This window comes from Pseudomonas sp. GZJR-8 (assembly GCF_002916705.1).
In the GTDB taxonomy this organism is placed as follows: domain Bacteria; phylum Pseudomonadota; class Gammaproteobacteria; order Pseudomonadales; family Pseudomonadaceae; genus Aquipseudomonas; species Aquipseudomonas synxantha_A.
Window position 1 is genome coordinate 113,517 of sequence record NZ_JXSI01000015.1, and the last position, 25,825, is coordinate 139,341.

At 59.1% G+C, this 25,825-nt stretch carries 26 protein-coding genes and 2 pseudogenes; 9 read left to right on the plus strand and 19 right to left on the minus strand.

What is annotated here, in order from left to right:
- Both uvrY and TK42_RS27215 read right to left on the minus strand, forming a co-directional pair.
- Positions 1–642 carry a UvrY/SirA/GacA family response regulator transcription factor gene (gene uvrY / locus TK42_RS24215; protein WP_005786991.1) on the minus strand — a complete coding sequence of 214 codons (642 nt, stop codon included), beginning with the start codon at positions 640–642 and terminating at the stop codon, positions 1–3.
- Positions 643–802: 160 nt separating this feature from the next.
- Positions 803–934 (minus strand): annotated as a pseudogene (locus tag TK42_RS27215) (helix-turn-helix domain-containing protein); the annotation flags it as partial.
- Positions 935–1,016: 82 nt separating this feature from the next.
- Between TK42_RS27215 and TK42_RS26860 the strand changes: the two are divergent.
- Positions 1,017–1,079, plus strand: a pseudogene (locus TK42_RS26860) (DNA-binding protein); the annotation flags it as partial.
- A 39-nt stretch (positions 1,080–1,118) separates the two neighbouring features.
- On the opposite strand, the gene TK42_RS24225 reads toward TK42_RS26860, so the two are convergent.
- Positions 1,119–1,550, minus strand: a complete 432-nt coding sequence (locus TK42_RS24225; protein ID WP_103735338.1) for a GNAT family N-acetyltransferase — start codon at positions 1,548–1,550, stop codon at positions 1,119–1,121.
- Positions 1,551–2,300 (minus strand): carbon-nitrogen hydrolase family protein, encoded by a 750-nt coding sequence (locus tag TK42_RS24230; protein ID WP_103735339.1) that lies wholly within the window; start codon positions 2,298–2,300, stop codon positions 1,551–1,553.
- A 619-nt stretch (positions 2,301–2,919) separates the two neighbouring features.
- On the opposite strand from TK42_RS24230, the gene TK42_RS24235 reads away from it, so the two are divergent.
- Positions 2,920–3,999, plus strand: coding sequence for a 3-deoxy-7-phosphoheptulonate synthase (locus TK42_RS24235; RefSeq protein ID WP_103735340.1), 1,080 nt, complete (start codon positions 2,920–2,922; stop codon positions 3,997–3,999).
- Positions 4,000–4,039: 40 nt separating this feature from the next.
- Here the strand turns inward: TK42_RS24235 and TK42_RS24240 are convergent, their stop codons facing one another.
- The 7 genes from TK42_RS24240 to TK42_RS24270 all read right to left on the minus strand — a co-directional run bounded on the left by TK42_RS24240 (position 4,040) and on the right by TK42_RS24270 (position 12,200).
- Positions 4,040–4,462: a chemotaxis protein CheY gene (locus TK42_RS24240; RefSeq protein ID WP_103735341.1), complete on the minus strand. Its 423-nt coding sequence runs from the start codon at positions 4,460–4,462 to the stop codon at positions 4,040–4,042.
- A gap of 135 nt (positions 4,463–4,597) precedes the next feature.
- A complete protein-coding gene (locus TK42_RS24245) occupies positions 4,598–8,212 on the minus strand; it encodes a transporter substrate-binding domain-containing protein (protein WP_177464530.1) in 3,615 nt (1,204 codons plus the stop codon).
- 7 nt (positions 8,213–8,219) lie between these two features.
- Positions 8,220–8,846, minus strand: a complete 627-nt coding sequence (locus tag TK42_RS24250) for a response regulator transcription factor (protein ID WP_032876719.1) — start codon at positions 8,844–8,846, stop codon at positions 8,220–8,222.
- Between the two features lie 290 nt (positions 8,847–9,136).
- The gene (locus TK42_RS24255) at positions 9,137–9,853 is read right to left on the minus strand and encodes an MgtC/SapB family protein (RefSeq protein WP_005786976.1); all 717 of its coding nucleotides are present in this window, start codon (positions 9,851–9,853) and stop codon (positions 9,137–9,139) included.
- A gap of 166 nt (positions 9,854–10,019) precedes the next feature.
- The gene (locus TK42_RS26915; protein WP_158254351.1) at positions 10,020–10,190 is read right to left on the minus strand and encodes a hypothetical protein; all 171 of its coding nucleotides are present in this window, start codon (positions 10,188–10,190) and stop codon (positions 10,020–10,022) included.
- A gap of 508 nt (positions 10,191–10,698) precedes the next feature.
- The gene (locus TK42_RS24265) at positions 10,699–11,043 is read right to left on the minus strand and encodes an antibiotic biosynthesis monooxygenase (protein ID WP_032876723.1); all 345 of its coding nucleotides are present in this window, start codon (positions 11,041–11,043) and stop codon (positions 10,699–10,701) included.
- Positions 11,040–12,200 carry a cytochrome P450 gene (locus TK42_RS24270; RefSeq protein WP_103735342.1) on the minus strand — a complete coding sequence of 387 codons (1,161 nt, stop codon included), beginning with the start codon at positions 12,198–12,200 and terminating at the stop codon, positions 11,040–11,042. Before TK42_RS24270 ends, TK42_RS24265 begins: the two co-directional genes overlap by 4 nt.
- A 74-nt stretch (positions 12,201–12,274) precedes the next feature.
- Between TK42_RS24270 and TK42_RS24275 the strand changes: the two genes are divergently transcribed.
- Positions 12,275–13,012 carry a helix-turn-helix transcriptional regulator gene (locus tag TK42_RS24275; RefSeq protein ID WP_032876730.1) on the plus strand — a complete coding sequence of 246 codons (738 nt, stop codon included), beginning with the start codon at positions 12,275–12,277 and terminating at the stop codon, positions 13,010–13,012.
- A gap of 12 nt (positions 13,013–13,024) precedes the next feature.
- Here the strand turns inward: TK42_RS24275 and TK42_RS24280 are convergent, their stop codons facing one another.
- Positions 13,025–13,624, minus strand: a complete 600-nt coding sequence (locus tag TK42_RS24280) for a GNAT family N-acetyltransferase (protein WP_103735343.1) — start codon at positions 13,622–13,624, stop codon at positions 13,025–13,027.
- Positions 13,625–13,635: 11 nt separating this feature from the next.
- Positions 13,636–13,980, minus strand: a complete 345-nt coding sequence (locus tag TK42_RS24285; RefSeq protein WP_103735344.1) for an FKBP-type peptidyl-prolyl cis-trans isomerase — start codon at positions 13,978–13,980, stop codon at positions 13,636–13,638.
- A 407-nt stretch (positions 13,981–14,387) separates the two neighbouring features.
- Between TK42_RS24285 and TK42_RS24290 the strand changes: the two genes are divergently transcribed.
- Entirely contained in the window at positions 14,388–14,618 is a 231-nt protein-coding gene (locus tag TK42_RS24290) for a DUF6124 family protein (protein ID WP_256584795.1), read from the plus strand.
- Between the two features lie 59 nt (positions 14,619–14,677).
- Here the strand turns inward: TK42_RS24290 and TK42_RS24295 are convergent, their stop codons facing one another.
- The 3 genes from TK42_RS24295 to TK42_RS24305 form a co-directional block, all read right to left on the minus strand.
- Positions 14,678–14,929: a hypothetical protein gene (locus TK42_RS24295; RefSeq protein WP_103735345.1), complete on the minus strand. Its 252-nt coding sequence runs from the start codon at positions 14,927–14,929 to the stop codon at positions 14,678–14,680.
- Between the two features lie 263 nt (positions 14,930–15,192).
- Complete coding sequence (locus TK42_RS24300) at positions 15,193–15,813, minus strand: lipoprotein (protein ID WP_032876738.1); 621 nt, start codon at positions 15,811–15,813, stop codon at positions 15,193–15,195.
- Positions 15,814–15,891: 78 nt separating this feature from the next.
- Positions 15,892–16,860, minus strand: a complete 969-nt coding sequence (locus TK42_RS24305; RefSeq protein ID WP_103735346.1) for a hypothetical protein — start codon at positions 16,858–16,860, stop codon at positions 15,892–15,894.
- A gap of 203 nt (positions 16,861–17,063) precedes the next feature.
- Between TK42_RS24305 and TK42_RS24310 the strand changes: the two genes are divergently transcribed.
- Together TK42_RS24310 and TK42_RS24315 are read left to right on the plus strand one after the other, a co-directional pair.
- Positions 17,064–18,560, plus strand: coding sequence for a PAS domain S-box protein (locus TK42_RS24310; protein WP_032876741.1), 1,497 nt, complete (start codon positions 17,064–17,066; stop codon positions 18,558–18,560).
- 103 nt (positions 18,561–18,663) lie between these two features.
- Positions 18,664–18,936, plus strand: a complete 273-nt coding sequence (locus TK42_RS24315; protein ID WP_032876742.1) for a DUF1652 domain-containing protein — start codon at positions 18,664–18,666, stop codon at positions 18,934–18,936.
- On the opposite strand, the gene TK42_RS24320 is transcribed toward TK42_RS24315, so the two are convergent.
- Together TK42_RS24320 and TK42_RS24325 are read right to left on the minus strand one after the other, a co-directional pair.
- The gene (locus tag TK42_RS24320; RefSeq protein WP_032876744.1) at positions 18,899–20,092 is read right to left on the minus strand and encodes an MFS transporter; all 1,194 of its coding nucleotides are present in this window, start codon (positions 20,090–20,092) and stop codon (positions 18,899–18,901) included. The two genes, TK42_RS24315 and TK42_RS24320, sit on opposite strands and share 38 nt — an antisense overlap.
- 88 nt (positions 20,093–20,180) lie before the next feature.
- Positions 20,181–20,489 (minus strand): RcnB family protein, encoded by a 309-nt coding sequence (locus TK42_RS24325; protein WP_005786954.1) that lies wholly within the window; start codon positions 20,487–20,489, stop codon positions 20,181–20,183.
- 268 nt (positions 20,490–20,757) lie between these two features.
- Here TK42_RS24325 and TK42_RS24330 point away from each other — a divergent pair, with 268 nt between their 5' ends.
- The 3 genes from TK42_RS24330 (at position 20,758) to TK42_RS24340 (ending at position 24,710) form a co-directional block, all read left to right on the plus strand.
- Positions 20,758–21,315, plus strand: a complete 558-nt coding sequence (locus tag TK42_RS24330) for a helix-turn-helix domain-containing protein (protein ID WP_032881000.1) — start codon at positions 20,758–20,760, stop codon at positions 21,313–21,315.
- An 11-nt stretch (positions 21,316–21,326) separates the two neighbouring features.
- Positions 21,327–22,673: a glutamine synthetase family protein gene (locus TK42_RS24335; protein ID WP_103735347.1), complete on the plus strand. Its 1,347-nt coding sequence runs from the start codon at positions 21,327–21,329 to the stop codon at positions 22,671–22,673.
- A gap of 177 nt (positions 22,674–22,850) precedes the next feature.
- Positions 22,851–24,710, plus strand: coding sequence for a DUF3857 domain-containing transglutaminase family protein (locus tag TK42_RS24340; RefSeq protein ID WP_103735348.1), 1,860 nt, complete (start codon positions 22,851–22,853; stop codon positions 24,708–24,710).
- Between the two features lie 123 nt (positions 24,711–24,833).
- Here the strand turns inward: TK42_RS24340 and TK42_RS24345 are convergent, their stop codons facing one another.
- On the minus strand, positions 24,834–25,727 hold the full coding sequence (locus TK42_RS24345; RefSeq protein WP_032876753.1) for a LysR family transcriptional regulator: 894 nt from the start codon (positions 25,725–25,727) through the stop codon (positions 24,834–24,836).
- Between the last annotated feature and the right edge of the window lie 98 nt (positions 25,728–25,825).

Below are 25,825 nucleotides of genomic sequence, written 5' to 3' on the forward strand. Positions count from 1 at the left end.
TCAGGCGCTGGCGTCCACCATGCCGTGGCGCACCGCGAGCAGGGTCAATTCAACATCACTGCTGATGGCGAGCTTCTCGAAGATGCGATAGCGGTAGGTATTGACGGTCTTGGGCGACAGGCACAGCTTGTCGGAGATCGACTGCACTTTCTGGCAACCGACGATCATCAAGGCGATCTGGATTTCCCGCTCCGACAGCGTATCAAACGGCGAATCGCTGGTGGGCTGGAAGGATTTGATCGCCAACTGTTGGGCGATCTGCGGGCTGATGTAACGCTGGCCGGCAAAGACCAGGCGAATGGCCTGCACCATCTCCGCCAGGCCCGCGCCTTTGGTCAGGTAGCCCGCAGCACCGGCCTGCAGGAGCCGCGTCGGAAACGGGTCTTCCTCGCACACCGTCACCACCACGACCTTGATGTCCGGGTGGCTGCGCAACAGCTTGGTCGTGGCACCAAGACCGCCGATCCCAGGCATCTTGACGTCCATCAACACCACATCGGGTTTCAATTCCCGAGCCTTGATCAGAGACTCCTCCCCTGACTCAGCCTGGCCGACTACTTGCAGGCCGTCGATGTCAGCCAGCATTCGTGTAATGCCTGTACGAACGAGATCATGATCATCGACTACTAGCACCCTAATCAAGCAGACACCTCGCGATATGGTCTTATAGATTGCTGAACACCTTAGCAAAAAAGCTGGGCACAGACCTAGCCGCAAGCGTCATATATATGGAGTTTGCCTGCCCGGTAGTCGTCCAACGGGTGGTGGACGACCGAATTTATTGGGCAAAAGGTCAGAAATCCTGGGGCGCACACCCGCCGCTTTCATATTTGCCTTGAGCGTTGGCTTCAACGCCTCCGATTTCACCAAAAACTTTCTGCGACAGGCCGAGTCGCTCTCTTTCTTGCCTTAAACGCGAACCGATTCCACTCATTTGGATGCATGATCCCATTTTGCACACATCAAGAGGTGACGCCCTCATCTCTTCGTCGAACGAACTTGAACGGTTTTGAACCATGCCCGGAATCTGCACCGCTGCACAAGCCAAGGCCTGGCTGGAACATCAAGGGAAGTCGGTTCCTGAATCAGTATGCGCTTATTAGGATTTTGTACAGGGTTTAGCGTACGCGACAGACACGCTCCATCCGCCAGAAACCATCCTCCTCGCCAACAATGCTGAACCCCATGCGTTGATAGAGCCTTCTGGCCGGATTGGTCTTGAACACGGTCAACCGCAACAGCCCAAGCGCCTGCGCCTTCAGCGCTATCTGCTCCAGCACCCAAGTGCCTGCGCCCTGCCCGCGATACGCCTGGATCAAATGCAACTCACGGATGTATAGAGCGCCACCGTCGCGACTGAGGCTGATAAATCCCAACGTGTGGTCATCTCGGCAAATCAGCCAGTTTTCCCGACCGGCCCAGGCCGTGTCGAAGCCGGCATTGGACCAAATCAGCTGGTTTTGCACGTAGTAGCGGTTCATCGCCTCGTGGGTCAGGGCCCGCGCAAACGGCAGATCCTGTTCTGTGGCAGCACGCAGGTGAAAAGCCATTTACACGGCCACCACTTGGCCCACCCAATGCTCGCCGTCGCGACGGGCAATCACCAGCGCTTCGCCGACACCGGGTACCGCTGCAAGCAAACGGCCGTCCGCGGCCCAGATCGCGCTGCGACCTGCACAGGTCCAGCCACCCGATGGGCCACCGTGGTTAGCCATCAGCACCAGCAGACGATGCTCCGCGGCATAGCCCTGCAGCAGCGCGCTGTCTTTTGCGTAGCCGCCTTCGCTGATCAGTACGCCTGCTGCGTAGACATTGGCGCCCGCTTGCGCCGCATGACGTGGATGACTGGCGTGGGAGAAGTCGGCGCAAACCGCCAGGGCAATACGGTCATTGCCCCATTGGAGTGCCTCACCACCCTGCCCGGCCACAAACGCCACGTCTTCGCCTGGATGCAGATGCTGCTTGGTGTACACCGCCAGTGAGCCGTCGGCCCCCAGCACCAGGGCGCCAATCAAAACATCCGCTTGCGGGGCCAGGCGGATCGGCATACCCACCACCGCCGTCAGCTGCAACTCGCGCGCCATCTCGCGCAGGGGCGCCAACACTGGCGCATCGGGAGCGATGGCCAAGTCAGCGGCCAGCGTGGGTTCATAACCGGTCAAAGACAGCTCCGGAAACACCAGCAATTGCACACCCTGCTCTGCCGCAGCCTGCATGAACACCCGGTGCCGTGCGATATTGGCTTCAACGTCGCCGGCAATGGAAAGGGTTTGCGCCGCAGCAAGGGTCAAGGCAGTCATGGTCGCGTCCTGGCAATCATCGTTTATGAGCCACCAGCATAGCGACACTCACCCCATAGCCGTAAGTACCCTCAAGCAATAGAAATTACTGATTGAATCCACCCGTGCGCCTCTAGTAAGCTCCCCCCATCATTTGGAGAGCCACCATGTTGCAACTCACCCACACTCAGGTTTGCCCTGCTGCCAGCGCCTTGCGCTTGGTGTCGGCTACCCGCGTGAACGGTTCGAGCGCACTGGCCGGCTTTTATTTTGGGTATTGGTTTAGCCACTGGCGCGCCTGATACCTGAAATCGGCGCCCACTACTCAAGGGGTCGCCTACCAGAGAAATCTAAACCCCCGGTCGGCTCCCCGACCGGGGGTTTTGTTTTTCAGCCGCTAACCATTTTGTTTGTTCAAGAACACTTAAAGGAATCACGCCATGAACTACGCCACTTATTACCGCTTCGACACTTGCACTGCATGGCGATTTAGCCAGCTCCGTTCGGGACAGCCTGCCGCCTCCGATCGGTCACCTATTGGTGGCAAACCAACACACGTCGCCAGTACGGCCAATTGTCGAACACCCCAGTAGGCCAAGCGCGCGGGAACAACCCGCCGCTTGCCCAGGAAGCCTTGAATATGAACTCCTCCGTCGCCGCTTTGCCCGTCTGCACCCTCAACAGCGCCAATGAAGCCCTGACCCAGCGCCTGCCCAGCTCCCTTGAGCTGAAACACCAGCTGCCCCTCAGCCCGTTCCTCCATGACCAGATCCACGCCCATCGCCAGGCCGTGCGTGCCATCCTCAATGGCGAAGACTCGCGCTTACTGGTGATTGTCGGCCCGTGTTCGATCCACGATCCGCAATCGGCCATGGAATACGCACGCAACCTGAAGAAACTCGCGCTTGAAGTCAGCGATCAGATGCTGCTGGTGATCCGCGCCTACATCGAAAAACCGCGCACTACCATCGGCTGGAAAGGCCTGGCCTACGACCCGCACCTGGACGGCAGCGATGACATGGCCGCCGGCCTGACCCTGTCCCGCGAACTGATGCGTGAAATGCTGCGCCTGGGCCTGCCGGTCGCCACCGAGCTGTTACAACCCATGGCTGCCGGCTACTTCGATGACCTGCTCAGTTGGGTCGCCATCGGCGCACGCACCACCGAGTCGCAGATTCACCGCGAGATGGCCAGCGGCCTGGGCATGCCCGTAGGTTTCAAGAACGGCACCGACGGCGGCGTCGCGATTGCCTGTGATGCCATGCGCTCAGCGTCCCACCCGCATCGCCATTTCGGTGTCGACAGCCAAGGCCATCCCGCCATCATCCAGACGCCAGGCAACCCCGACACGCACCTGGTACTGCGCGGCGGTCACCGTGGGCCAAACTACGATGCACAGAGCGTGGCCCAGGTGAAACATGACCTGGCCAAGGCCAAAGTGGCGGCGCGGATCATGGTCGATTGCAGCCACGCCAACAGCGGCAAGGACCCACTGCGCCAACCGGCAGTGTTCAATGACGTACTGGAGCAGCGCTTGCAGGGTGATACGTCGCTGATCGGCATGATGCTTGAGAGCCACTTGTTCGAAGGCTGTCAGCCGCTGAGCGCGTCAATGCAATACGGCGTGTCGGTAACCGATGGTTGCCTGGGTTGGGACGCGACCGAGCAGTTGCTGCGCAGTGCGGCCGAACGCCTGCGCGCCTCTCACAAAACCAACTGACGGGTGTGGATCAACATGCGGCAGCAGCGTTGAAGCGAAGCTAGGCCCGGGCCACCCGCGCCCGGGACAACTCCCGTAGCCACGGCAGTACCCGCAGGCCATGGGCAGCCTCGCATGGGTCTACGATGTCCATGAAGTGTTCGAGGCTGACGTTGTCCGGCACGCCCGGCAGACGCACCCGCACCGCTGACGCTGCACCGGCAGGCTCGCCCAGGTCGATGTGCTCGTATACCAACACGTGGTGCACTGACTGCTGGAGCCCAATGGCATGGTCCAGCAACCCGGCATTGATGATGAGCGCATCGAAGGGTTCGGCTGGAATGGAGGTCAGAATCTGGACTTCTTCGAGCGTTTGCACCGGCACGATCCGGTAATACCCCAACTGGTTGAGCATTTTCTCGATGTACAGGCGTCGCAGATGCTGTTCATCGGCAATCAGGACAGTCAGTGCTTTGTTTGGCATGGCAAACCCCTGGGGCAGGCAGTGCTCGGCAGTGAGCGTCGCCCATTTTCCAGACATATGCCGACGACAAAATCAGGCATTTTCCCCGTTCACGTAAGAGTTTTCCCAAATCGCCTGAATGGTGATCAACCGCGGTCAAGGCCGATTGCAATACGCGTTCAAGCCTTGCTGCAAAATACCAATCGCTTCACTGACGCCATCAACCGCAAGGCCCAATGCCAGGCGGTCCCGCTGTTCACACACCGCCTCCAATGTTTCACAACACGCGACCAACCCCTGCGCCTTGACCATCCGTGCGCCACCCTTGGCGCGATGGGCCAGGTCGTGCAGCTTGGCAAAGTCGGCCTGGCTTGACAGCTGTGAGAGCAAGGCACGGTCCGTTTCCAGGCTGTCGAGCAACGGCACCAGCAACTCGATAAGCGCGGGGCGATCGTCCCCCGTCAATGCGACCAGGGTGCTCAAGTCAAACGCCTGCATTTGTGGCGGGCCCAACTCGGCTGAACGCGAAGCCAATGCCGAGCGCAAGTCGTCCAGCCCGGTGGGTTTGAACAGGCAGCCGTCCATGCCGGCTTGCCGACAGCGCTCGGTTTCCTCCGGCTGGGCGTTGGCGGTGAACCCCAACAGCAGGCAAGGTGCCTGACCCCGTTCACGTTCTTGCGCACGAATCTCGCGCGCCAACTGGTAGCCATTCTTGAACGGCATATTGCAATCGGTGATCACACCGTCGAATTGTCCCGCCCGCCACTGCTCAAACCCTTGGACGCCATCTTCGGCCGTAGTGATCTGGTGGCCCAGGAAGGTCAACTGGCGCGCCAGCAGCAAGCGGTTGGCCGGGTAGTCATCCACCACCAGGATGCGCAGTGCGCGGCCCTCTGGCACGGCATCAGCAGTGTGTGCGGCATGGGTCGGCAAGCTGTCCGTCAGGGCCAGCGCCAGTGTCACATCCACCCGGGTGCCCTGCCCCAACACGCTGCTCAAGTGCAACTGGCCGCCCATCATTTCGCACAAGCTGCGGCTGATCACCAACCCCAGGCCAGAACCGCTGCGGGCCGACTGCTGGTTATTGCTGCCCTGGATAAACAGGCTGAACAATCGCTGCTGATCTTTGACGCTGATCCCAATGCCGGTGTCTTGCACCCATAGCTGCACATTCAACCGGTCGCCCTCGACTACCGCCCGCGCCCCGAGGCTTACCTGGCCGCTGGCGGTAAACTTGATGGCATTGCTCAACAGGTTCGACACCACCTGTTTGAAGCGTAGCGGGTCGACCAGCACCGTCCGCTCAACCAAGGACTCCAGCTGGACTTGCAGCGCCACCCCCTTGGCTCGCGCCAATCCCTCGAACACGCGCGCCACCGATGCCAGCAGCTCACGCAGATTGGCCGGCTCCAGGGTCAGCGACAAATGCCCGGACTCGATCCGCGCGATATCGAGAATGTCGCCAATCAACTCCAGCATGCCGCGCGATGCCACGGATGCCACTTCCAAGGCATCACGGTCGGCCCGCCCCTGTTCGGCATTTTTCAAGGCCAACTCGATCATGCCGATCACGGCGTTCATTGGCGTGCGGATTTCGTGGCTCATGGTCGCCAGGAAGGTAGTCTTGGCGCGGTTAGCGGCGTCGGCATCGTCCTTGGCTTCCTGCAATTGGCCCAGCAAGCGATGACGCTCGCTGACATCCACCCAACCGGCAATCATGCCCACCACCTTCTCGTCGCCGTCGCGATACGGCAGCATCCATTGGTAAATGGTCAGCACGTCGCCGTTGGGCACCTTGAGTATCCGGTCATGAATCTGCGGTTCACCGGCGGCCATCAAGCGCAGGTAATCCTCATGAAACGACTGGGCCTGTGGAGGATTGTTGACGTCGGTTTCCATCACCGTCTTGCCGATCACGTCTTCAAGCTTGTAACCAAACACATCGAGGTACGCATTGTTACAGGCCATCAACCGACCCTGGCGGTCGCGTACATAAATCGGATGCGGGGTGCCGTCGATCAATACGCTCATGAACCGCATCTGATCGCTGAGCGCCCGCTCGGCCTGCACGCGCTTACGAATCAGGCTGCGCAAGTAGATGATCCAACCCAGCGTGACCACCAACAACAGTGCGGCCAACCCGAAGCCCTGAATGATCACGTTGCGATAACGCAGCCAGTAGCTGTCCTCGATGATGACTTCGCTGCGCCATTGGCCAATCAATTCATCCATTTCCTGCGGTGTGATGCTCAGCAGTGCCTTGTCCAGGATCGAATACAGCTCCAACTGACTGCGGTTGACCCCGAAGGTCACGCGCGCCGGTTCAGTGCCGACCGTACTGGTGATACGCAAGCGGTCACGGTAATGCCGGGTGATCAGATAGCGCGCACTGATCAGCGAGTTCACGGCGCCCTCGGCGTCGCCATTGGCCACCAGCGCCATGGCTTGCAGCGGGTTTTCAACGTCGATAAACGCAACCCCTGGAAAGTTTTGCGCTATCTCATCATGCAGGCCATTGCCGGTCACCATGGCCAGGCGTTTGCCAACCATATCCTCCAGCGTGAACGGGCTATCAGGGCTGTCGCGGGTCACCAGCACAAACGGGCTGGTCAGGTAGGGCCGAGTAAAGCGCACTTTGTCGGCACGTTCCGTACTGGGGGTAACCACCGCCAGCATATCCGCCGTGCCCGCACTGACAATATTGACCTGGCGCGGCAACGAACTGCCCGGTACCACATCGAACTTCAAACCGGTACGCAAGCTGATGCGCGACAACACCTCCGCACTCAGCCCTTCGAATTGCCCCTTGTCACCGATAAAAGACAATGGCAGAAAGTCGTTTAGCACCGCGACTGTGACCCGTGGATTTTTCTGCACCCAGCGTTGTTCATTGGCACTCAAGTGCAGCCGGTCGATGCCCACGATGCCCAGGTTGCCACCGCTCCAGCGGCGCAGGATCTCCATGTGCTCACTGGCGGGAATGGCCTCCAGCGCCGCATTGATGATCTGCAGCAGCCGCGTATTGTCCCGGGTGACGGCAAACGCAAACGGGTTGACCTCCAGGGTGGAAAAATCAGCCATGCGTACATTGTTCAGGTGGTTGCGATTGATCAGGTAATTGCTGCTGATGGCATCGCCCAGGTATACATCGGCGCGACCAAACGCCACGGCGCCAATGGCCTCGAAGGTCGAGGCGAAAAGCTCCAACTGTGCACGGGGGTAAAATGCCCGGACGGCGTCGGGCTGCATATAGTGATACAGCATTGCCACCCGCTTGCCTGCCAGGTCGTCACTCAACGCTTGGCTGTCACCGCTGCGAGTCACCAGGGTCGGTTGATCGTTGGCGTAGGAACGAGACAACTGCAATTGCTTGTCGGCAGCCTCATAGCCATTGGCGGAACCGAGAAAATCCACGTCACCCTGCTTCAGGGCCTGGACCACATCATCACGGGTTTCGTAACGCCGAACCTCGATGGAGATATGCAGGGCCTGGCCAATCAGCGCGGCAAAGTCGGCCGTGATACCTTCGAGTTCGTCGTTGTTATTGGTCAGGTCAAAAGGCACGTAATCGGGGGCAGAAATCCCCATGACCAATGTGCGCCGCTCGCGTAGCCAGCGCCAATCAGCCTCGGTCATCTCTACTTTGGGGATTTCGAGGTGGGAGTGCCCCAACAGTTGCAAAGCCTGGGGCTCTTCAAAGGCCACCGCGATCAGGGGTAATAGGCTCATCCAAAGGATCGCGACGAACCTGGTCAACGCGGTGGTGATCATTTGCAGCTCAGATCAGATGGTTGCGCTGGGCAAACTTGGACAAATGCACCACCGAGGACATACGTAACTTCTCCTTGAGTCGAGTCTTGTAGGTGCTGATGGTCTTGTGGCTCAGCAGCATTTTCGCGGCCACTTCCTTATTGCCCAGCCCCAGGGCCAGCATCTGCAATACGGTCAATTCACGGTCCGACAATGACTCGATCATTTGTCGTTCCGTTTCCTGCAGGTCATCACGGCGTACCGAACTGGTCGGCAAACTGGGGAAGCAGCTGTAGCCCGACCTGATCGCCCTGATGGCTTTGATCAACTCGTCCAACTCCCCGGTCTTGGCCACGAACCCCATCGCTCCGGCACGCATACAGCGGGTAGAAAAGAACACCGCCATGTAAGAGGTGAGCACCAGAATCTTGCACGGCAGGGCCAGTGCCTTGACCCGGCTGATAACCTCCAACCCACCCAGTTTCGGCAGCGCAAGGTCGAGAATGATCAGCTCGGGACGTTGCTCCCTGGCCAACTGCATTGCATCTGCCCCATCCCCTGCTTGGTAGATTTCAGTAAACCCTTCCGATTTCAGAAGGTGTTTGACCGTCGCGCAGATAAATGGATGGTCATCCACAATTAATGCTTTGCTCATAAAACTTCCCTATGTGGACAAAATACCCTTACACATAACACCGGGACTGGATACCTGTGAGAAATGACAGTTCCGACGAGCGGCACTGCATACCCTCATGGCGATAACCAGGCGATGTCTGGCCCCTTCAATTAACTCAGCATAACCACGGACGCCGGACCACAACGACCCAACAGCCGCAAGTGCCCAACCTTACCAACGCCAAGATGTTTCAATTGAAGGGATATTCCTGACTATATGTAGGATTTTTCCACAACTAAGCTTAGCCAATCCTGGCGTGCCCAGAGGGATCAGTCGGTGGTACTCGGGCTCCAGAAGGCCTGTACCACCAGGGTTGACGTGGAGATGCGCGTCACCAGTGCATCCAGCTCATCGCCATCGACCGACGTTGCGGCCAGAGTGGCCTCGATTTCCACTTCTTCACTGCCGAATGGTCGCACGTCGACATCGCTGGCCGGGTAGTTACAGCGCGCCAGCTCGGCTTCCAACAGGACCATCACTGCCTGTTGCTGGCTGCGCCGCGCAATCACGTAAAGGATGTTGGTGACCTCTGCCGATACCACGTCCAGTGGCTGACGGTTGATGTTGTTGACGATCGGTCGCAGCAAGGTATTGGCCGCCAGCACAAACAGCGTGCCCAGCAATGCCTCAAGGATCAGGTCGGCACCGGCACAGGCGCCCACCGCCGCCGAAGCCCACAGGGTGGCCGCCGTATTGAGGCCGCGCACGTTGCCTTCTTCACGCATGATCACACCGGCCCCCAGGAAGCCGATGCCCGACACCACGTAAGCGACTACACGCACAGCGCCTTCCGCACCACCGAGGCGGTTGGCCATGTCGACAAAAATCGCCGCGCCCACCGCCACCAGCACATTGGTACGCAAGCCCGCGGTGCGCTGGCGGTACTGGCGCTCGAAGCCGATCAAACCACCCAGAATAAACGCCGCGCTGAGGCTGACCACGGTATCGATCAGGGAGTTGAGGTTAATGTTGTTGATTGCCTGCATAAAAAAATCTCCATGAATGCAGTGGCAAATTGGAAGCACCGCAGGTCCCTGTGGGAGCTGGCTTGCCTGCGATAGCGGCGCGTCAGCCAATGAATCAGGCGACTGATACACCGTCATCGCGGGCAAGCCCGGCTCCCACAGTTTTTGCGGTGTTGCATAAAACGTATTACTGCCAGCCAAACTTGCGGATGTAGTAGCCCTTCACCGCTTGGATCAGCACCATGTACGCCAGCAAAATCGCGGGCAAAAATACGAAGTACAGCGACGCCAGCGCCTGCAATGTGAAGTAGTGCGCCAGGCTGGGCGGTACTTCGCGGCTGACACTGGCGTCAGTCACAGTCTCAAGCATCTCCAGGCGGAGAAAATGGCCCGCCGGCCGTAAAAGGCAGGCGCGTCCGTAGCATCCAGGCGTTACCCCGGTGCTGGTCAGCGTCGATGAGAGGGATTCAGGCAGGCGCCAGGACGGGCCACTGCCGGGATACCGCTTCTCGCTTTGTGAGGCGAGACAACGGCATCTGGAAAATGCGCGTTACCTTGCCAAGTAGATGCCGGTTACCGAAACCGGCCGACGACTGTCACTCGAACAAGTACCCACTGAGGGTCTCCGCTATTAATGAAAACGCGCGAAGCTTACGCCCCGATGGTGGCCGAGTAAACCGTAGGAAGGTGCCCACATGGAGAACACGAAAATTCTTCAGGATGGGTTCAGGAATGCCTTTCTCAACCCCACCTGCCAGCAAATGTGGGAGGGGGCTTGCTCCCGAAGAGGTGTGTCAGCTACGCATTCACTGCCTGACACACTGAATTCGCAGGTACGCCCCAGCTATGGGCCAGGTGCTGTGCTTTCATTCATGAGCTTGCCTGCTATCGGCCGGCGCTTGGACACGATCTTCGAGACTGTAATCGCGCACTACCTGAGCAATACGCAGGTGGTAGTCAGCAAAAACCTGCCGACGGCCTGCTGATTGAGCTGCTCGATGTAGCTCAAGGCTGCGCCACTGCTGGATTGCTTCCTCGTCACGCCAGAATGATAGCGACAGCAGTTTTCCAGGTTCACTCAGGCTCTGGAAACGCTCAACTGAAATGAAACCATCGATTTGAGCCAGCAGGGGCTTGAGTTCGGCAGCGAGGTCGAGATAACGCTGGTAGTGCTCCTCGTGCGGCCAGGCTTCAAAAATAACAGCGATCATTGTTGAGTCTCCTCATCACGGCAGAACTGTGGGATACGGCCATTCAGGGAAGGCAAATAACGCCAGCGATAATCACGGGCAGAAGCGTTGGGCTGTCGATGCAAGAATGCCGAAATCACTTCTGAGGCAATAGCCAATGCCAAGGGTTGGCCTGGACATTGATGTCTGCCTGAGCCGAAGCTGAAGGTTCGTCGTCGCGCCCGCTTGAGCAAGAAGCTGTCGGGGTCTGGGTTGGCGCAGGGGTCTCGGTTGGCAGCAGCGAGCAATAATAAAATGGTATCGCCCGCCTCTAAAACGCTGTCGCCAATCTTGCATCGCCTGGCAACAAACCGCCGAGTGTTTTGTACCGGTGAATCGTGGCGCGCGACCTCTGCCACCCACCCAGCGACAAGCGTCGGTGTGGCTTGCATGCCTTCAAACAGCTCAGGCTTACGTTGGAGCGCTATAAGGGTGTTGCCGATCAGCCCGGCGGTGGCTTCGCAGGTCTGTGACAATAGCCCGATCAGATTCGCGATCAATGCATCATCGTCTTCCCAGGCTGAAGCGTCGTAATCGCTATAAAGACGGCCCAACACACCACTACCTTTATCATCGTTACTCAGCAGCGTTTGGAACATTTGGCTCAGCCGTGCCGCCGCGCAATGGGCTTTACCGAGTTGAGCCTCGTCACTTAACGGCGACAGACAGGCAACAAAATCCCGTGTCAGCTGCACGACTTCCTTTAGCTGGCTGGATGTGAAACCTATCAAGGATGCAATGACCGAAACCGGCAACGTGAACATCCACTCATTCGGGTTATCGCCCGAGATATCAAATGTCTCGACGACCTGCGCCACGAGGCCTGCGATGTTTTGCGTGCCCATCGAGGCCAGGATGGGCTCGATAACCCTGCGCGGGCACTGATGTTGCGTCCCCTCGTTCATGCGCATCAAACGACCGAAAACATGGCCTGCGGCGCCTTGCGCAAGGGCAGTTGGAATCGGCTCGTGCAGTGGACGTACAAGGCAGTCGGGATGTTCCAGAATGGCCTCGACAACGCCGGCGCCACTGGCAATCCATACACCAAGATCTGCATCGAACAACAGTTCCCTTTGCTGCCTGAGGCATGAGTAATAAACGTAGGGATCGACATGAGTAGCGGCTTCAAACGGCGTCATTTTGGCAGTCCTTTTCACAAAGAACGGCTACTATCGAGCAATCGCCCCCCCCACAATTCGCTCAGGAACGAAATATGGATTCCCAAAGCAATGACACTGCTATTTCCCGTGTCGCAGGCGCCATTGCGGAGCCCGCGAGGACGAAAATGCTTTGTTCGCTGATGGACGGTCACGCCCGTACCAGCACCGAATTGGCAGTCATCGCCGATGTCAGTGCATCCACGGCGAGCGCGCACTTGGCAAGGCTCAAAGAGGACGGTTTGATAAAACTGCACACGCAGGGCAGGCACCGCTACTTCAGCCTGGCAGACGCGCACGTGGCCCAAGCTATTGAAGCTCTCATGGTGATCAGCCGAAACGCGCAGACCCAGTTCGTTTCGACGGCCCCCGGTCGATTGCAGTTGGCGCGGACCTGTTATGACCACATGGCAGGATCCCTGGCTGTACAACTGCACGACTATTTCATCGACGCCGGCTGGTTGAGCATGCCGGTCGCTGGTGACGGTACTTATCAGCTTAGCGTGGAGGGCGAAAAAGCGATGACGGGGCTCGGTGTCGAGATAGAAACCGTAAGGGCGCAGCGACGTCGTTTCGCTTGCTCATGCCTGGATTGGAGCATGCGCCGCCCTCACCTCGCCGGCGCACTGGGGGCCGCTGTTCTACAAGCCGTTATAAGCCGCAAATGGGTGATCCAGGACCTTGATAGTCGAGCATTGGCCTTGACGCCCAAGGGGCGAAAGGAGCTGTACGGCAGATTTGGGATCACGGTTGAAAGCAAGGAGCTGGAGAAATCAGGCACCGCGCGCCCATGAGACCGGTACGTGCTACAGGGTGATGGGGCGGTCCCGTTCAACCAACGCCAGATAGCCCGCAATGGTCTCGTTGCCGAGAGGTTTGATCTGGATGGACACCCTGTTCACCTGGCGCCCCATGGTGATGCCCTCGCGAGTTCGCACCTGTACATACCCAAGCCTGGGCCAAAAACGCTCGGCCCTGGTATTGCCCACCACCACCGTCAGTCGCAGCCATTGGGCACCCTTGGCCGCCGCCCATGCCTCAAGGTCCGAGTGCAAGCGCTGCGCCAGCCCGCTGCCGTGCCAGCGCATATGCACCAGCAGCAAGCCGATATGCCATACCCCGGCAGCGAGCAAGTCCGCGGCAATATTCACCACGGCGACCAGTTGATCCTGCGTATCGCGGTAGCCCAGCCAGTACATGCGGCTGCACTGCCAGCCAGCGGGTAACTGACCGTGTAATTCTTCCCGTGCTTCGCTCGGGGTAGCCGGCTCGCCATTCACCGCGAGGAAGTAATCCGGTGCCTGTTCAAAAAACTGCTGCAACTCAGCCTCATCGCAGCCAAGCAGCTCAACCACCCGAATGTCTTTGAGGGAGCAGCCAGGCAACACCTGTGGGTCAACGTCCATGTTCAATCTCTTCAATCATCCCGGGTCAGCACTTCCAACAATTCAATTTCGAAACGCAGGTTACTGTTGGGTTTGATATGCGCGCCCATGGAACGCTCGCCATAGGCCAGGTGCGCCGGCACATACAACGCACGTACCCCGCCGACCTGCATCCCCATCAACCCCTGGTCCCAGCCCTTGATCACGCGACCGGTGCCAATCACGCACTGGAACGGCTTGCCCCGCTCCCACGACGAATCGAACACTGTGCCATCTTCCAGGGTGCCGGTGTATTGGGTGGTGATCAGCGCGCCCTTGACCACGGTTTTTCCAGTGCCCGGGCGGATGTTGGTGATCTGCAGTTCGTCGTTGCTCATGGGGGTCTCATTGAAGGCGTGAAAGGCTGGGGTTTTCCCAGAATCGGCTGGGTTTGGCAAGTGTAGGAACAGTCGGAACAATGACATTTCCCTTTAACTTGAAGGACGTTTCCGAGAGAATCCCAACCGCTTGCGCCGCTCACATTGCGTGGCTAGTCTTCGTCGGTCACTGCCAGTTCAGTGACCGGGTTTAGCAGCCCGCCGATGTGACTAGGCGCTAAGCGCCACCTTTTGCAGGGCGCTTTTTTTCGGCCCACGCTTCATGGTGGCCGTGCGCAGGGCACCCTCGGGTGCACCGGGTTCCTAGTCACCGGTCTGCTAACCTGCGTATGGCCGCCACCCTTCAATCGTTTAGCAGCGATGGTGACGGCTCCTTACCGACTAGAGGAGCTTCAAAATGGACAAACTTGTCCCCGCACCACCCGCCCCAGAACTGCAATTCTTCGCCACCACACCCGACCTCAGCTTCGACCCTGGCCCATGCCAGCAGCGTATTGCGTTGCGCAGCCGTTGCCGCGCAGACGGCGGGTGAGCAGTTGGATGGCACATCACGCACCCTGGTGATATCGGTCACGCACCTGGTGGAGATGGCCAGCGTGATGGTGGACCGCTCGCTGGAATACATACAGCCGCGCTGACCCGGCGACACATGTTGTGATGAGGGAGAGTCCCCTCATCACATGAAACCATCAATGACTCAAGGTTTAAGCCTTGCCAGCAAGGTCTCGGAGCCCGAAAGCAACTCCAGCTCCTGCAATACATCATTGACAGCGCCGACAGTCCCAAAGTCTTCAGGGTTGGCGGCCCCATCGACCACATTCTTCAACGCGGTCAAAAAATCCAACCTGCCCGAATCCACCCGATCAGACTTGCTCAACTTAGGTGAAATACGTGTACGGGCACTGAAAATTTGTTCTTCAAGGTAAACGCTGAACTCAGACTTTTTCATTGCAAAGCTCCATCTTCAGATTGTACTGCACACGCAGCAGCCTACGAAGATCGGTGTACCTTGCCTACTGTCAGAGATAACAGGTCTGTACGAGTGACTACAACCAATGCCACGACCAGCGTACAGCACTTATGGCACTGGTGCGGTCTAAGGTGGGAGGCAGCTTCCCGATGGCGGCGCAACAGCCCCTGCATCATTGACTGACACCCTGCTATCGGGAGCAAGCCCCCTCCCACATATTGATTTGCGTGCAGCCCCGGTTTCTACAACCAATGCCAGAACCGGCTCCAGAAGCCTCGCCCCAACTCATCCTTGCACCCGGCATATTGCCGCGCATACATCTGCGAACGCGCCTGCACCTTGCTCGCCACCGGTAGCAACCAGGCTTTGCTGGCGTAGGTGCGCTGGCGGTAGCCGCCCCAACCTTCGTGGTAGTTCAGGTATTGACCATAGGCGTCGTATTTGTAGACGCCATTGATGGTGTAAGTCTTGTCCATGTACCAGCCGATAAAATCGATGGCGTCGTCGAAGTCTTCGCGATCAGCGCCGCTGCGGCCGGTGGCTTTGCGGTAGTCGTTCCACACTTCATCCTTGGCTTGGGCGTAGCCCGCAGCGGTGGACACTCGGCCCCAGGGGATGATCCACAACAGGTATTTACGCGGGGTCTTGGCGTCGTAGCGAAAGCCCGACTCCTGATACATGATCGCAAACGGCACCTGGATCGGCACGCCCCAGCGCTTTTGCGTGACCTTGGCGGCGTCGTACCAGTCATCTTTTTCGCGAAAGATGCCGCACAGGTCATTGGGCGTGCGTGGCGGCGAGGTGCCACACGCCGCCAACAGAGAAGTGAGTAATAACAGTCCAACGGCTTTGCCTGCGCTCAAGGGGCACCTTTGCGGGATACGGGTAAAAGGCCAGCATTTTACCCGTTCCCACAGGCGGCGTCCTTGCCGCAGACAGTTTTACGCCAAAGGCACGCGACGGGTAGTCAACGCGATACGACCAATAAAGAAGCTCAAAGCCGCGCCCAACAGCAGCATGGCCAAGGTGCTCCATGCAGCGCGGGACAATTGCTTGGCCGCCACTTCACCGGCTTCACGGGCTTTTTGTTCAGCCTGTTTTTTCAGCTCATCGACCTTCTGCATGGCTTGCTGATAAGCCTGGGCATAGTTGTCGACAATCTGGGTGGCTTCTTCTTTGCTCTTGCCGGTACGGGCCGCAACGATGTTGACCAGGGCCTCTTTATCCGCTGCATTCAAGGCTGGCTCGCCGGACGCTTTCACGCGTTCAAACCACTGCTTGAGCTCGTCACCGGACTGGGCAGGGTTGGTCGCTGCATCGGTGGCCGATTGTTTGCCATCGGCAGCCGCCTGGTCGGCTTTTTGCTCAACGTTGGCCGGGTCCAATTCCGCCTTGCCGCTTTGCTTGAGCAAGGTATCGAGTTGGCCTTGCAGGCTGTTCCAGTCCAGCTCGATCCCCTGCTCGTTCAACTGCTGCTTGATGCTGTTGCCGATCCCCGGCGCTGCGGCCGCAATGCCACTTCCGGCAGCAGACAAGCCTTTACCCACGACGTTGCCGGCGGTGCCGACGACGCTGGAAGCCAAGCCTGCCAACAGCCAGGTGGTCAGCAAGGTGGTCAGGGTCCAGGTCAGCACCCCGTGCAGGCCGCCGCGATCCGGCGCCGTGCGTCCAGCCACAAACGCACCCAACGCAATGGCGACCAAGGTCGAGACAAACAACCAGATACCCGCACCCGTGCCGAAGCCGCTCAACGGGTTACCTGCTTCCATCGGGTCAACGGCGCTGGCGCCGATAGCCGTACCCAACACACTCAACACCAGGTAGGTCACCAGTGCGATTGCACTACCGGCCAATACCGAGCTCCATGACACACGAAATAGCGATCGATTGGTTTCATAGACAGTGGTCATACAAAGGTCCTTTTCAAATTTAGAAGCAAGGCAATGCGCCTTGTTGAGTGTGAGTGTGGCGAAACGACATACGTTCAGTCCTGGCTCATATGCACCAGGCCGGGTGGTGCATTCGCACTCCTCCCAAGGCAAATTCTCTGCACTATCCTGAAGCCGGGATGTCGTACTCGAATGCACTCAAGCCTCGCCCCTTCGGAGACGTTATGACCCACGATGTTCTCGCCAAAGAAACCAATCGCCGCCAGTTGCAGCAGATCATTTCCGGGTTGTCCGACGGTGTGATTCTGGCCGAGGTCGACCAGACCATCCTCTGGGCCAATGACGCTGCCTTGACCATGCACGGGGTCAGCGCCGTCGAGGACCTGGGCGCCAATACCGAGGCCTACGCCGAGCGTTTCGCCTTGCGCTATCGCAATAACCATCCTTTACAGCTGGACAGCTACCCGTTAAGCCGCGTGGCCGCTGGTGAAGAGTTCAGCGATGTGGTGGTGGAAGTCACCCCTGCCGCCGACGAGAGTCGCTACTGGGTGCACCGCTTGCGTAGCCTGGTGCTGACCGACGCGCAGGGTGAGCCGGAGTTGCTGGTGTTGATCCTCAGCGACGCCACCGAATGGGCGAGCGCCGAGCAACGCTTTGAAAAAACCTTCAACGCCAACCCCGCACCCGCCGTGATCTGCCGCCTCAGCGACCTGCGCTACATCAAGGTCAACCAGGGTTTTCTGGAGATGACCGGCTACAACCGTGACCAGGTCATCGGCAAATCCGTGTATGAACTGGACGTGCTGGAACAGGCCGAGCGCAAGGACCTGGCGATCCAGCGCCTGGGCGAAGGCGCAACTATTCCGCAGATGCAGGCCGAACTGAGATTGCCCGAAGGTGGCAGCAAACTGGTGATCGTCGCCGGCCAACCGTTGGACATGAACGAGGAAGACTGCATGTTGTTTTCCTTCACTGACCTTGAGCCGCGACGCAAAGCGGAAATTGCCCTGCGCCAGAGTGAAGAGCGCTTCGCCAAATCCTTCCGCCTGACGCCAGTGCCGACCCTGGTGTGCAGCGCCGACAACCGCCAGGTGGTGGATGTCAACGAAGCCTTCATGACCATCACCGGCTACATCAGCGAGGAGTTGATCGGCAAATCCATCGAAGACATCAACTTTATCGACAGCCCCCAGGCCGGCGCGCAGTTGTTCGCCACCCTGGAAAAAGCCGGCAACCTGGACGGCCAGGACCTCAAGGTGCGCAAGAAAGGCAACGAGGTGATCGACTGCGTGGTGTCAGCCGACACGGTGATCATCCAGGACGTGCCCTGCTACCTGATGGTGCTGATGAACATCACCGAACGCAAACGTTCGGAGTTGGAACTGGTGGCGGCCATCGAGGAAGTCATGCAGGACGCGTCCTGGTTCAGCCAGACCCTGATCGAGAAACTGGCCAACGCCAAGAGCGTCAACAGCCCCAACCTGCCGAACGTCTCATTCACCGACCTGACCGCCCGTGAGCGTGATGTGCTGGGCCTGATCTGCGAGGGCCTGGCAGACAAGGAAATCGCCTCGCGCCTGAAACTGGCGCCCAATACCGTACGCAACCACGTGGCCACGGTGTATTCCAAGCTGGGGGTGCACAGCCGCAGCGCGGCCATCGTTTGGGCCCGTGAACGCGGGCTGTTCGCCGGTGAATTGCGCCTTAAAAACAAACCCTGACCCTTGCAAATGCACTAGTCCACCTAGTGCGAATTCGCCTTATGGCGCGCGGGTGCACGCCATAACCTTCAAGGGATCGTATTTATGCCTTGAAGGAATCTGCATGTTTACCCTCTCTCAACTGCGCAACTGCATCGAAGAAGGCCTGTCACCGCTGACGTGCGAATTCACCCTGTGCCGGGATGCGTCCTTGACCCTCAAGGTCTACGACGCAGAAACCGGCCGTGTCGACCTGGTGGTTACCGGCATCAGCACCAATCGCCTGCAAACCCCGCAGGAAGTGGCGAAGATGGTGGATGAGTTGCGCTACGAACTGCAAAGCAACAACGTCGGCAAGCTCACGCTGGATGATTTGCCTTCATCGCCGCCCCCATGAAATAGAACACCCCGCCGCCAATGATAAACGCCCCCAGCATATAGAACATGTAGTGGGCCGGCAGGCTGGCCAGCACCAGCCCACACAGCACCGGCCCCAGCGCGGCACCGAGATTGGACAGGTTCTGCGCCCCGTAATACATGCCCCGCAGGTGGTCCGGGGCGATTCGGTCGATAAACATGTACTCGGCCGGGAACACGATGATTTCCCCTACGGTAAACACCGCCATTGCCAATACCCACCACAACACGCTGGTGGACAGCGCGAAACCGATCAACCCCAGCATGAACATGCTCAAGCCCGCGATCAGCCATTGGCTGAGATAGCGATGCGAAATGCGCCGACCAATCAGGTACTGCAAGGCAATCACCAGCACGGCGTTGGTGGTCAGCACTGCGCTGATCACGGTGTAGGTGTATTCGGCGGTGGTGGTGGTTACCAGGTATTGAGACAGGTAGGCCGTGAACTGGCCGAACACCACCGCACTGAGCAAACCGCCGAGGGTGAAACACACCAGGCGACGATCTTGCAGCAGCACACGGGCGACGGCCAGAAACGGCACCGGTTTTTGCGTGGCATCCACAGTGGCCAAGGTGCGGTCGCCCCACCGCCAATACAGCAGGAAAAAACCGAGCCCCAGCAGTGCCGACAGGATAAACGGCAGGCTGATATCCAGCTTGGCCACCATCGCCCCGAAGGCCGGCCCCACGGCATAACCGATATTGGTGAGGGTGTATTTGATGGAAAACACTTCACTGCGTGCGTCTTCGGGCAGCAGGCTGGCGAAGCCGGCTTTCACCGCAATGTCGATGACCGCGTAGGCCAGGTTGATCAGGATCAGGCAGCCATAGAACGCCCAGATATCCTGCGCCAACAGCGTGCCGATAAACCCCAGTACAAACACCAGGCTCAATGCGAGCAACAGCCGATAGCTGTTGATGCGGTCGACCAGGAAGCCGCCGTATACGCTGAGCAGCGAGCCGACGATCAGCGAACTGCCGATCACCAGGCCAACCTGGGTAATGTCCAGGGCGAAGTGGCTGGTGAGGTAGATCACCAGGTAGGGAAAGGTGATGGCCTTGGCCAACGTCAGCAGCAAGGTGGCGCACAGCAGCAGGTTCACCGTGCGGGGGTAGGTTCTTATTGTGGCAAGCATCCTGCTTCTTTCCTGTGAAGGTAACGCGACCATTGCGGTCGGTTACCTTAACGCATGAACCACGAAACGAGCAGGTGGCCCGGCAGAATTATTTCTTGACCGGCGTAATCTCAAGGATGGTGCCGTTGGTGGTCTTGAGCAGGACGTACTTGTCGCCTACACGCGCCCATTGGCTCTCATCCTCAGGCTGTTTGAGGCCGCGCTTTTTCCAGTCTTTAATCGCTGATTCCTCGCGCATCAACATGTCCGGGGCGCGATCACCTTCTTTCAAATCACGGGCGTTGATGTTTGAAGGTTGCACGGTTTCCTGAGGGGTATCGCCGGCTTGCACTACAGCGCTGGCGGTGGAAAAGCTGGCAGCGACCAGCAGGCAAGCGGCTAAGGTTTTCGACTTCATGGGTGCTCCTTCAATTAATGGTGCGTACCCAGGTTCCGACCGCGGCGGCGCAGAATCATTCAGCCCGCTCAGTTTCCCCTGTGGCCAGCTCGGCCTTGCTGACCCATAAAGTCCGGCCAACAATTGTCCCACCCGATCCGCATCCGATCGCGTGCTACACCCCTGCAGCTCCTGTTCCAGCAAGAATAAATACGCTTCAAACTCCCTCCCGATTGCCTCCATGAAATTAATCATGTAATTTTTCATGAAATTATTCGAACTAAATTTCATGAACCAGCAACAAGAACTCGCCACTCTCGCGACCCTGATCCACGACCTGCGCAAGCACAAGAAACTCACCCTGGCGCAATTGGCGCAAAAGATCGAGCGCTCGGTGGGGTTTGTGTCCCAAGTGGAACGCGGGTTGTCGCAACCCACCGTCGCCGACCTGACCGCCATCAGCCATGCCCTCGATGTGCCCACCACCTATTTCTACAGCCTGCCCAAACCCAAGGCGGTGGACTGGGTGACCCGCCCCAACGAGCGGCGCACGGTGTATTACGCCAATGGCATCACCGACATCCTGGTGTCGCCGAGCATGAACGGTGCTTTCTCGATGCTCGACAGCTTGTTGGCCCCCGGTGCCAACAGCGGCGAGCAAAGCATGAGCGATCGCGCCGAGCAGGCTGGCTTTGTGCTGGAGGGCGAGCTGACCCTGTGGGTTGAGGGTGAGTCCGATGCAGTCACCCTCTACGAAGGCGACAGTTTCCACCTGGCCAGTTTCGCCCACTGCCGCTACGCCAACCTGACCGACCTGCCCGCCCGCGTCCTGTGGGTTTACAACTAGGAGCTGCACCCGTGAAAAGCCCATCTGCAACGTTGCTGGCCGAAGTACGGACCTTTCGCCAGAACCACCCCGACGTGCGTTATGTCGACCTGATCGCCCTGGACATTCCCGGGCATTTCTACGGCAAGCGCTACCCGGTGGAGATGCTTGAAAAAGTCGCCGCCGGCAGCCCGTTGAAGTTGCCGCAGAACGCGGTATTGCTGGGGGCTCAAGGCGGGTTGTTCAAGATTGGCGACTACTGCTTCAACGACGGTGACCCGGATGCCAATCGCCGCCTGGTGCCGGGCACATTGAAGCCGGTTAGCTGGGAATCGCAGCCCTTGGGGCAAATGCTCATCACCTCGGACGGCACCGCAGCGCCGATCGAGTTCGAGCCCCGCGAAGTATTGACCAAGGTGCTGGAACGCTTGCAGCACAAGGGCATCCACCCGGTGGTTGCGTTTGAGCTGGAGTTCTACCTGTTCGATAAAAAGCTCGACAACGGCCTGCCGCAATTTGCCCGAGACCCGCTCAGTGGTGACGCCGACGACCAGCCCAACCTGCATATCGAGCGGCTCTCGCGCTTCAGCGAAGTGCTCGACGACATGGCGCAAACCGCCCAGGAACAGGGTATCGACATCACCGTGATCACGGCCGAGATTGGTCCCGGCCAGTTCGAGATCAACTTTGGCCACTGCGACGACGGCTTGCGCGCCGCCGACTGGGCCGCACTGTTCTGCCGCAGCACCCGGGGCGTGGCACTCAAGCACGGTTACCGCGCCAGTTTCATGGCCAAGCCCTACCTGCAATTTCCCGGCAGCGGCATGCATGTGCATGTCAGCCTCTACGACGCGGCGGGCAATAACCTGCTTGCCGCTCATCAACAGCAACCGCTGCGCCACGCCGTGGCCGGTTGCCTGGAGCTGCTGCCGCATTGCATGCCGATCTTCGCGCCCAACCACAATGCCTTGCGCCGCCTGGGTGGTACCGTCAACGCCGCCACCCGCGCCAGTTGGGGCTTTGAAGACCGTGACGCGTGCGTGCGCATCCCCGAGTCCGACCCGCGCAACCTGCGGATCGAGCACCGCCTGGCCAGCGCCGACGCCAACCCCTACCTGGTGCTGGCGGCGATCCTGATGGGCCTGGAGCATGGGCTTGAGGCCAAGCGCGAGCCGATCACATCGCTGAACGAAGACCGTAACAGCGGTACCGATTTCCCGGTGGAGATGCTCGACGCCGTGCGCGCCATGCAGCAGCAACCGGTAGTGCGCGACAAGCTGGGCGCGGAATTTGTCGATGTATATTGCGAGAACAAGCGCCAGGATCACTTGGCTTTTCAGCAAGAGATTCATGCGCGGGAATATCGCTGGTTTCTTTAAAACCGCCGAAACTGACTTGCCAAAAACCTGACTTAAATCAAAGAAAGGCTCTAGCACGGGCCTTTCAGACGGATAAATTGTCGAACAATCCTGGCTTTTGCCGTTGAGACCCATTATCATCCGGCGCCTTCTCGCTACCCGCCGGGTAGCTGTTTCAATGTGTCACCCGAGGCGCCCATGTACCGTTTTTCGTTTCACCGCCCTTTGATTGCCATCAGTCTGGGGCTTGTTTCCCATTCCGTCAGCGCTGCCCTGCAACCTATTGCCGAAGCGCCGTTGGCCAACGACACCGAATTGCACTGCCACTTCAACCGCGACGCCAGTACCGACTGCACCACCACTTACCGCTACACGATCCTCAAGCCCAACGGCCGCGAAATGCTTTCGCGCATCGACTTCGATTACTCCGAAGGCGATACCTTTGAGGTGATCAGCGCACAGTCCACCCAGCCTGGCGCCAAGCCGGTCCCCCTGGCGGCCACTCAAATCGACACGCGCAGCGCGCCCAACCCGGACCAGGGCTTCAGCCGCGACAAACAAACCTCCCTGGCCTTCCCCAACTTGCGCGTGGGCACAAAGATCCGCTACACCGTACGCCAGCACTACCCGGCCAAACCGCTGATGACCCAGTTCCATTACGTGCTCAAGTTCGGCCCCGGCGCGGCCCGCCGTGATCGCTTCAAGGCGCGCTTTACCGCCGAACGCCCGATCCAGTGGCGCAGTGAAATGTTCGACGCGTTCAACGTGACCCCTTCGAGCAACGGCAAGGCCCTGGACGTGGCGCTTAAAGCCCCGATCTACCTCAACTACATCAATGAATCCTCCGCTGCCGCCCTGCTGCGCATCCCACGCCTGGAAGTCGGTAGCGCCGTGGAACGCCAGGCTTACTTCGGTGATTTCGCCCAGCGTTACAACCAGATTCTCGGCGCCAACCTGCCGGCGCAAGCCGCCGCCGCCGTGGCCGCCGCACGCAGCCTGGCACCGGCCGAGCAAGTGGCTGCGCTGATGCAGCACATCAATGATCACTACCGCTACCTGGGTGACTGGCGGGCCAGCGAGCGTGGTTATGTGCCATTCAGCCTGGCGGAAATCGAGCAGCATGGCTACGGCGACTGCAAGGACCTGGCGACGCTGCTGACGGCCATGCTCAAGGCCAGTGGCATCAAGGCCGAGACCGCGTGGGTGAGCCGTGGCGATGTGGTCGACTCCTTGCTGATTCCGGGTACCCAGGCGCCTAACCACGCCATCGTGCGTGCCGAAGTGAATGACCAGGTGTGGTGGCTTGACCCGACCAATCCGGTCTTCGCCCCGGGCCAGATCATGCCCGACATTCAGGACCGCTGGGTGCTGGTCAACGACGCCCTGGGCCACGTGCGCGAAGAACACATTCCATTGGAACGGCCCGAAGTCTCGATCCGCCTGGACAAACAGGTGCAGTACGGCAAAGAAGGAGATGGCGCGGTGAAAGCTACTATCACCTTCAGCCGCCTGCCGCTGATGCAAATGAGCGTCGCCGACCGCCAGCAAGGCACCACCGCCACCGACCAGAATATCTGCGCCAACTTCGGCAACGACATCAGCGACTGCCAGATCACCCGTGAACCTACCGGCTTTGTGGTGCATGACGGTTATAGCGTCACCGCGCGCATGAATGATCAGCGCGCCCTGGAAAAACTGGCCAATGACTATGTCTACACCGACCCGTCGTTGAAAGACCGGTGGGAGGGCTACATCAACTATCGCCGCCAGGGGCAGCAGGCCGACCTTTACTTGGGCAACCCGGAAACCTACGACTACACCTACACCCTGACAGGCGGGAAGATGGAAAAAGCCATCCCCGGCTGCACAGTGCGCTCGCCCTGGTACGACCTGGACCTGGACGGAAAACTGCAGGATGGCTCGCTGCGCTACCACTATCGCCTGAGCCAGAAGAAACGCTGGCTGACCCATGCTGAAGTGGCCAGTGATGCGTTCGGCAAGATGATTGACGAGGCTCGGGCGTGTGCCGAGCAGGTGCATCAGGTAGTCAAGCTCTAAAATCAAACTCAGATCAAATGTGGGAGCTGGCTTGCCTGCGATGGCGGCGGGTCAGCTTGCACATGAGTGACTGATACACCGCCATCGCAGGCAAGCCAGCTCGCACCTTTTAGTCCGTGTGTGTCAGCGGGATTCGCCGAGTAGTAAATGCTGCTCCCGTGCACACAACTCCACCACATAATCCCACAACACCCGCAACCGCACAGACTTGTGCAGCTCTCGGCGCGAGCTGATCCAGTAGCTGCGCTGGATGCTCTCTGCCGGCAGCAACGGCACCAAATCCTTGTCGCCCGCCGCCATAAAGCATGGCAACACGGCAATGCCCAACCCCGAACGCGCCGCCTGGTGCTGGGCGATCACGCTGGTGCTGTGGAACACCACCTTGGGGTTGCGACAGAAGCTGTTGAGGAACTTCAGTTCCTGGCTGAACAGCAGGTCATCGACGTAATCGATCCAGGCATGGGCGGCGAGGTCTTCGCGCTTTTCGATCGGCGGGTTGCGCGCAAGATAAGCGCGGCTGGCATACAGCGCCAGACGGTAGTCGGTGAGTTTGCGTGTCACCAATTGATCGACGCTGGGGCGTTCCAGGTGGATGCTGATCTCCGCTTCGCGATTGAGGATGCTGACAAAACGCGGTACGGCCACCAGCTCCACTTCCAGACCTGGGTAACGCTCGAACAACCCGCCCATGCGCCCGGCGAGGAACATCACGCCCAGACCTTCGGCCACCCCCAGACGTATCTTGCCCAAGGGCGCGGCTGAGTGGGTGAGTTCGTCTTCGGCCAGCAGCGCCACGTTCTCCATGACTTCGGCATGTTTGAGCAGCGCCTCGCCCGCGGGTGTCAATTCGTAGCCTTGGGCGTGTTGCACAAACAGCGCGGTGCCGAGGCTTTTCTCGATGGCCTCGATATGCCGGGCCACGGTGGCATGCGTGGTTTTCAAGCGTTGCGCGGCGGTGAGCAGGCGGCCACTGCGCTGCAACTCGAGAAAAAACCGCAGGTCATTCCAGTCGAACATATCGCCTCCATTGCCTGAGCCCGGACCGCGCTGTTTAAAAACGCACAGCAGCTGGGTAAAAACTAACATTTTTAAGACGAAAACTAACAACTAGGATG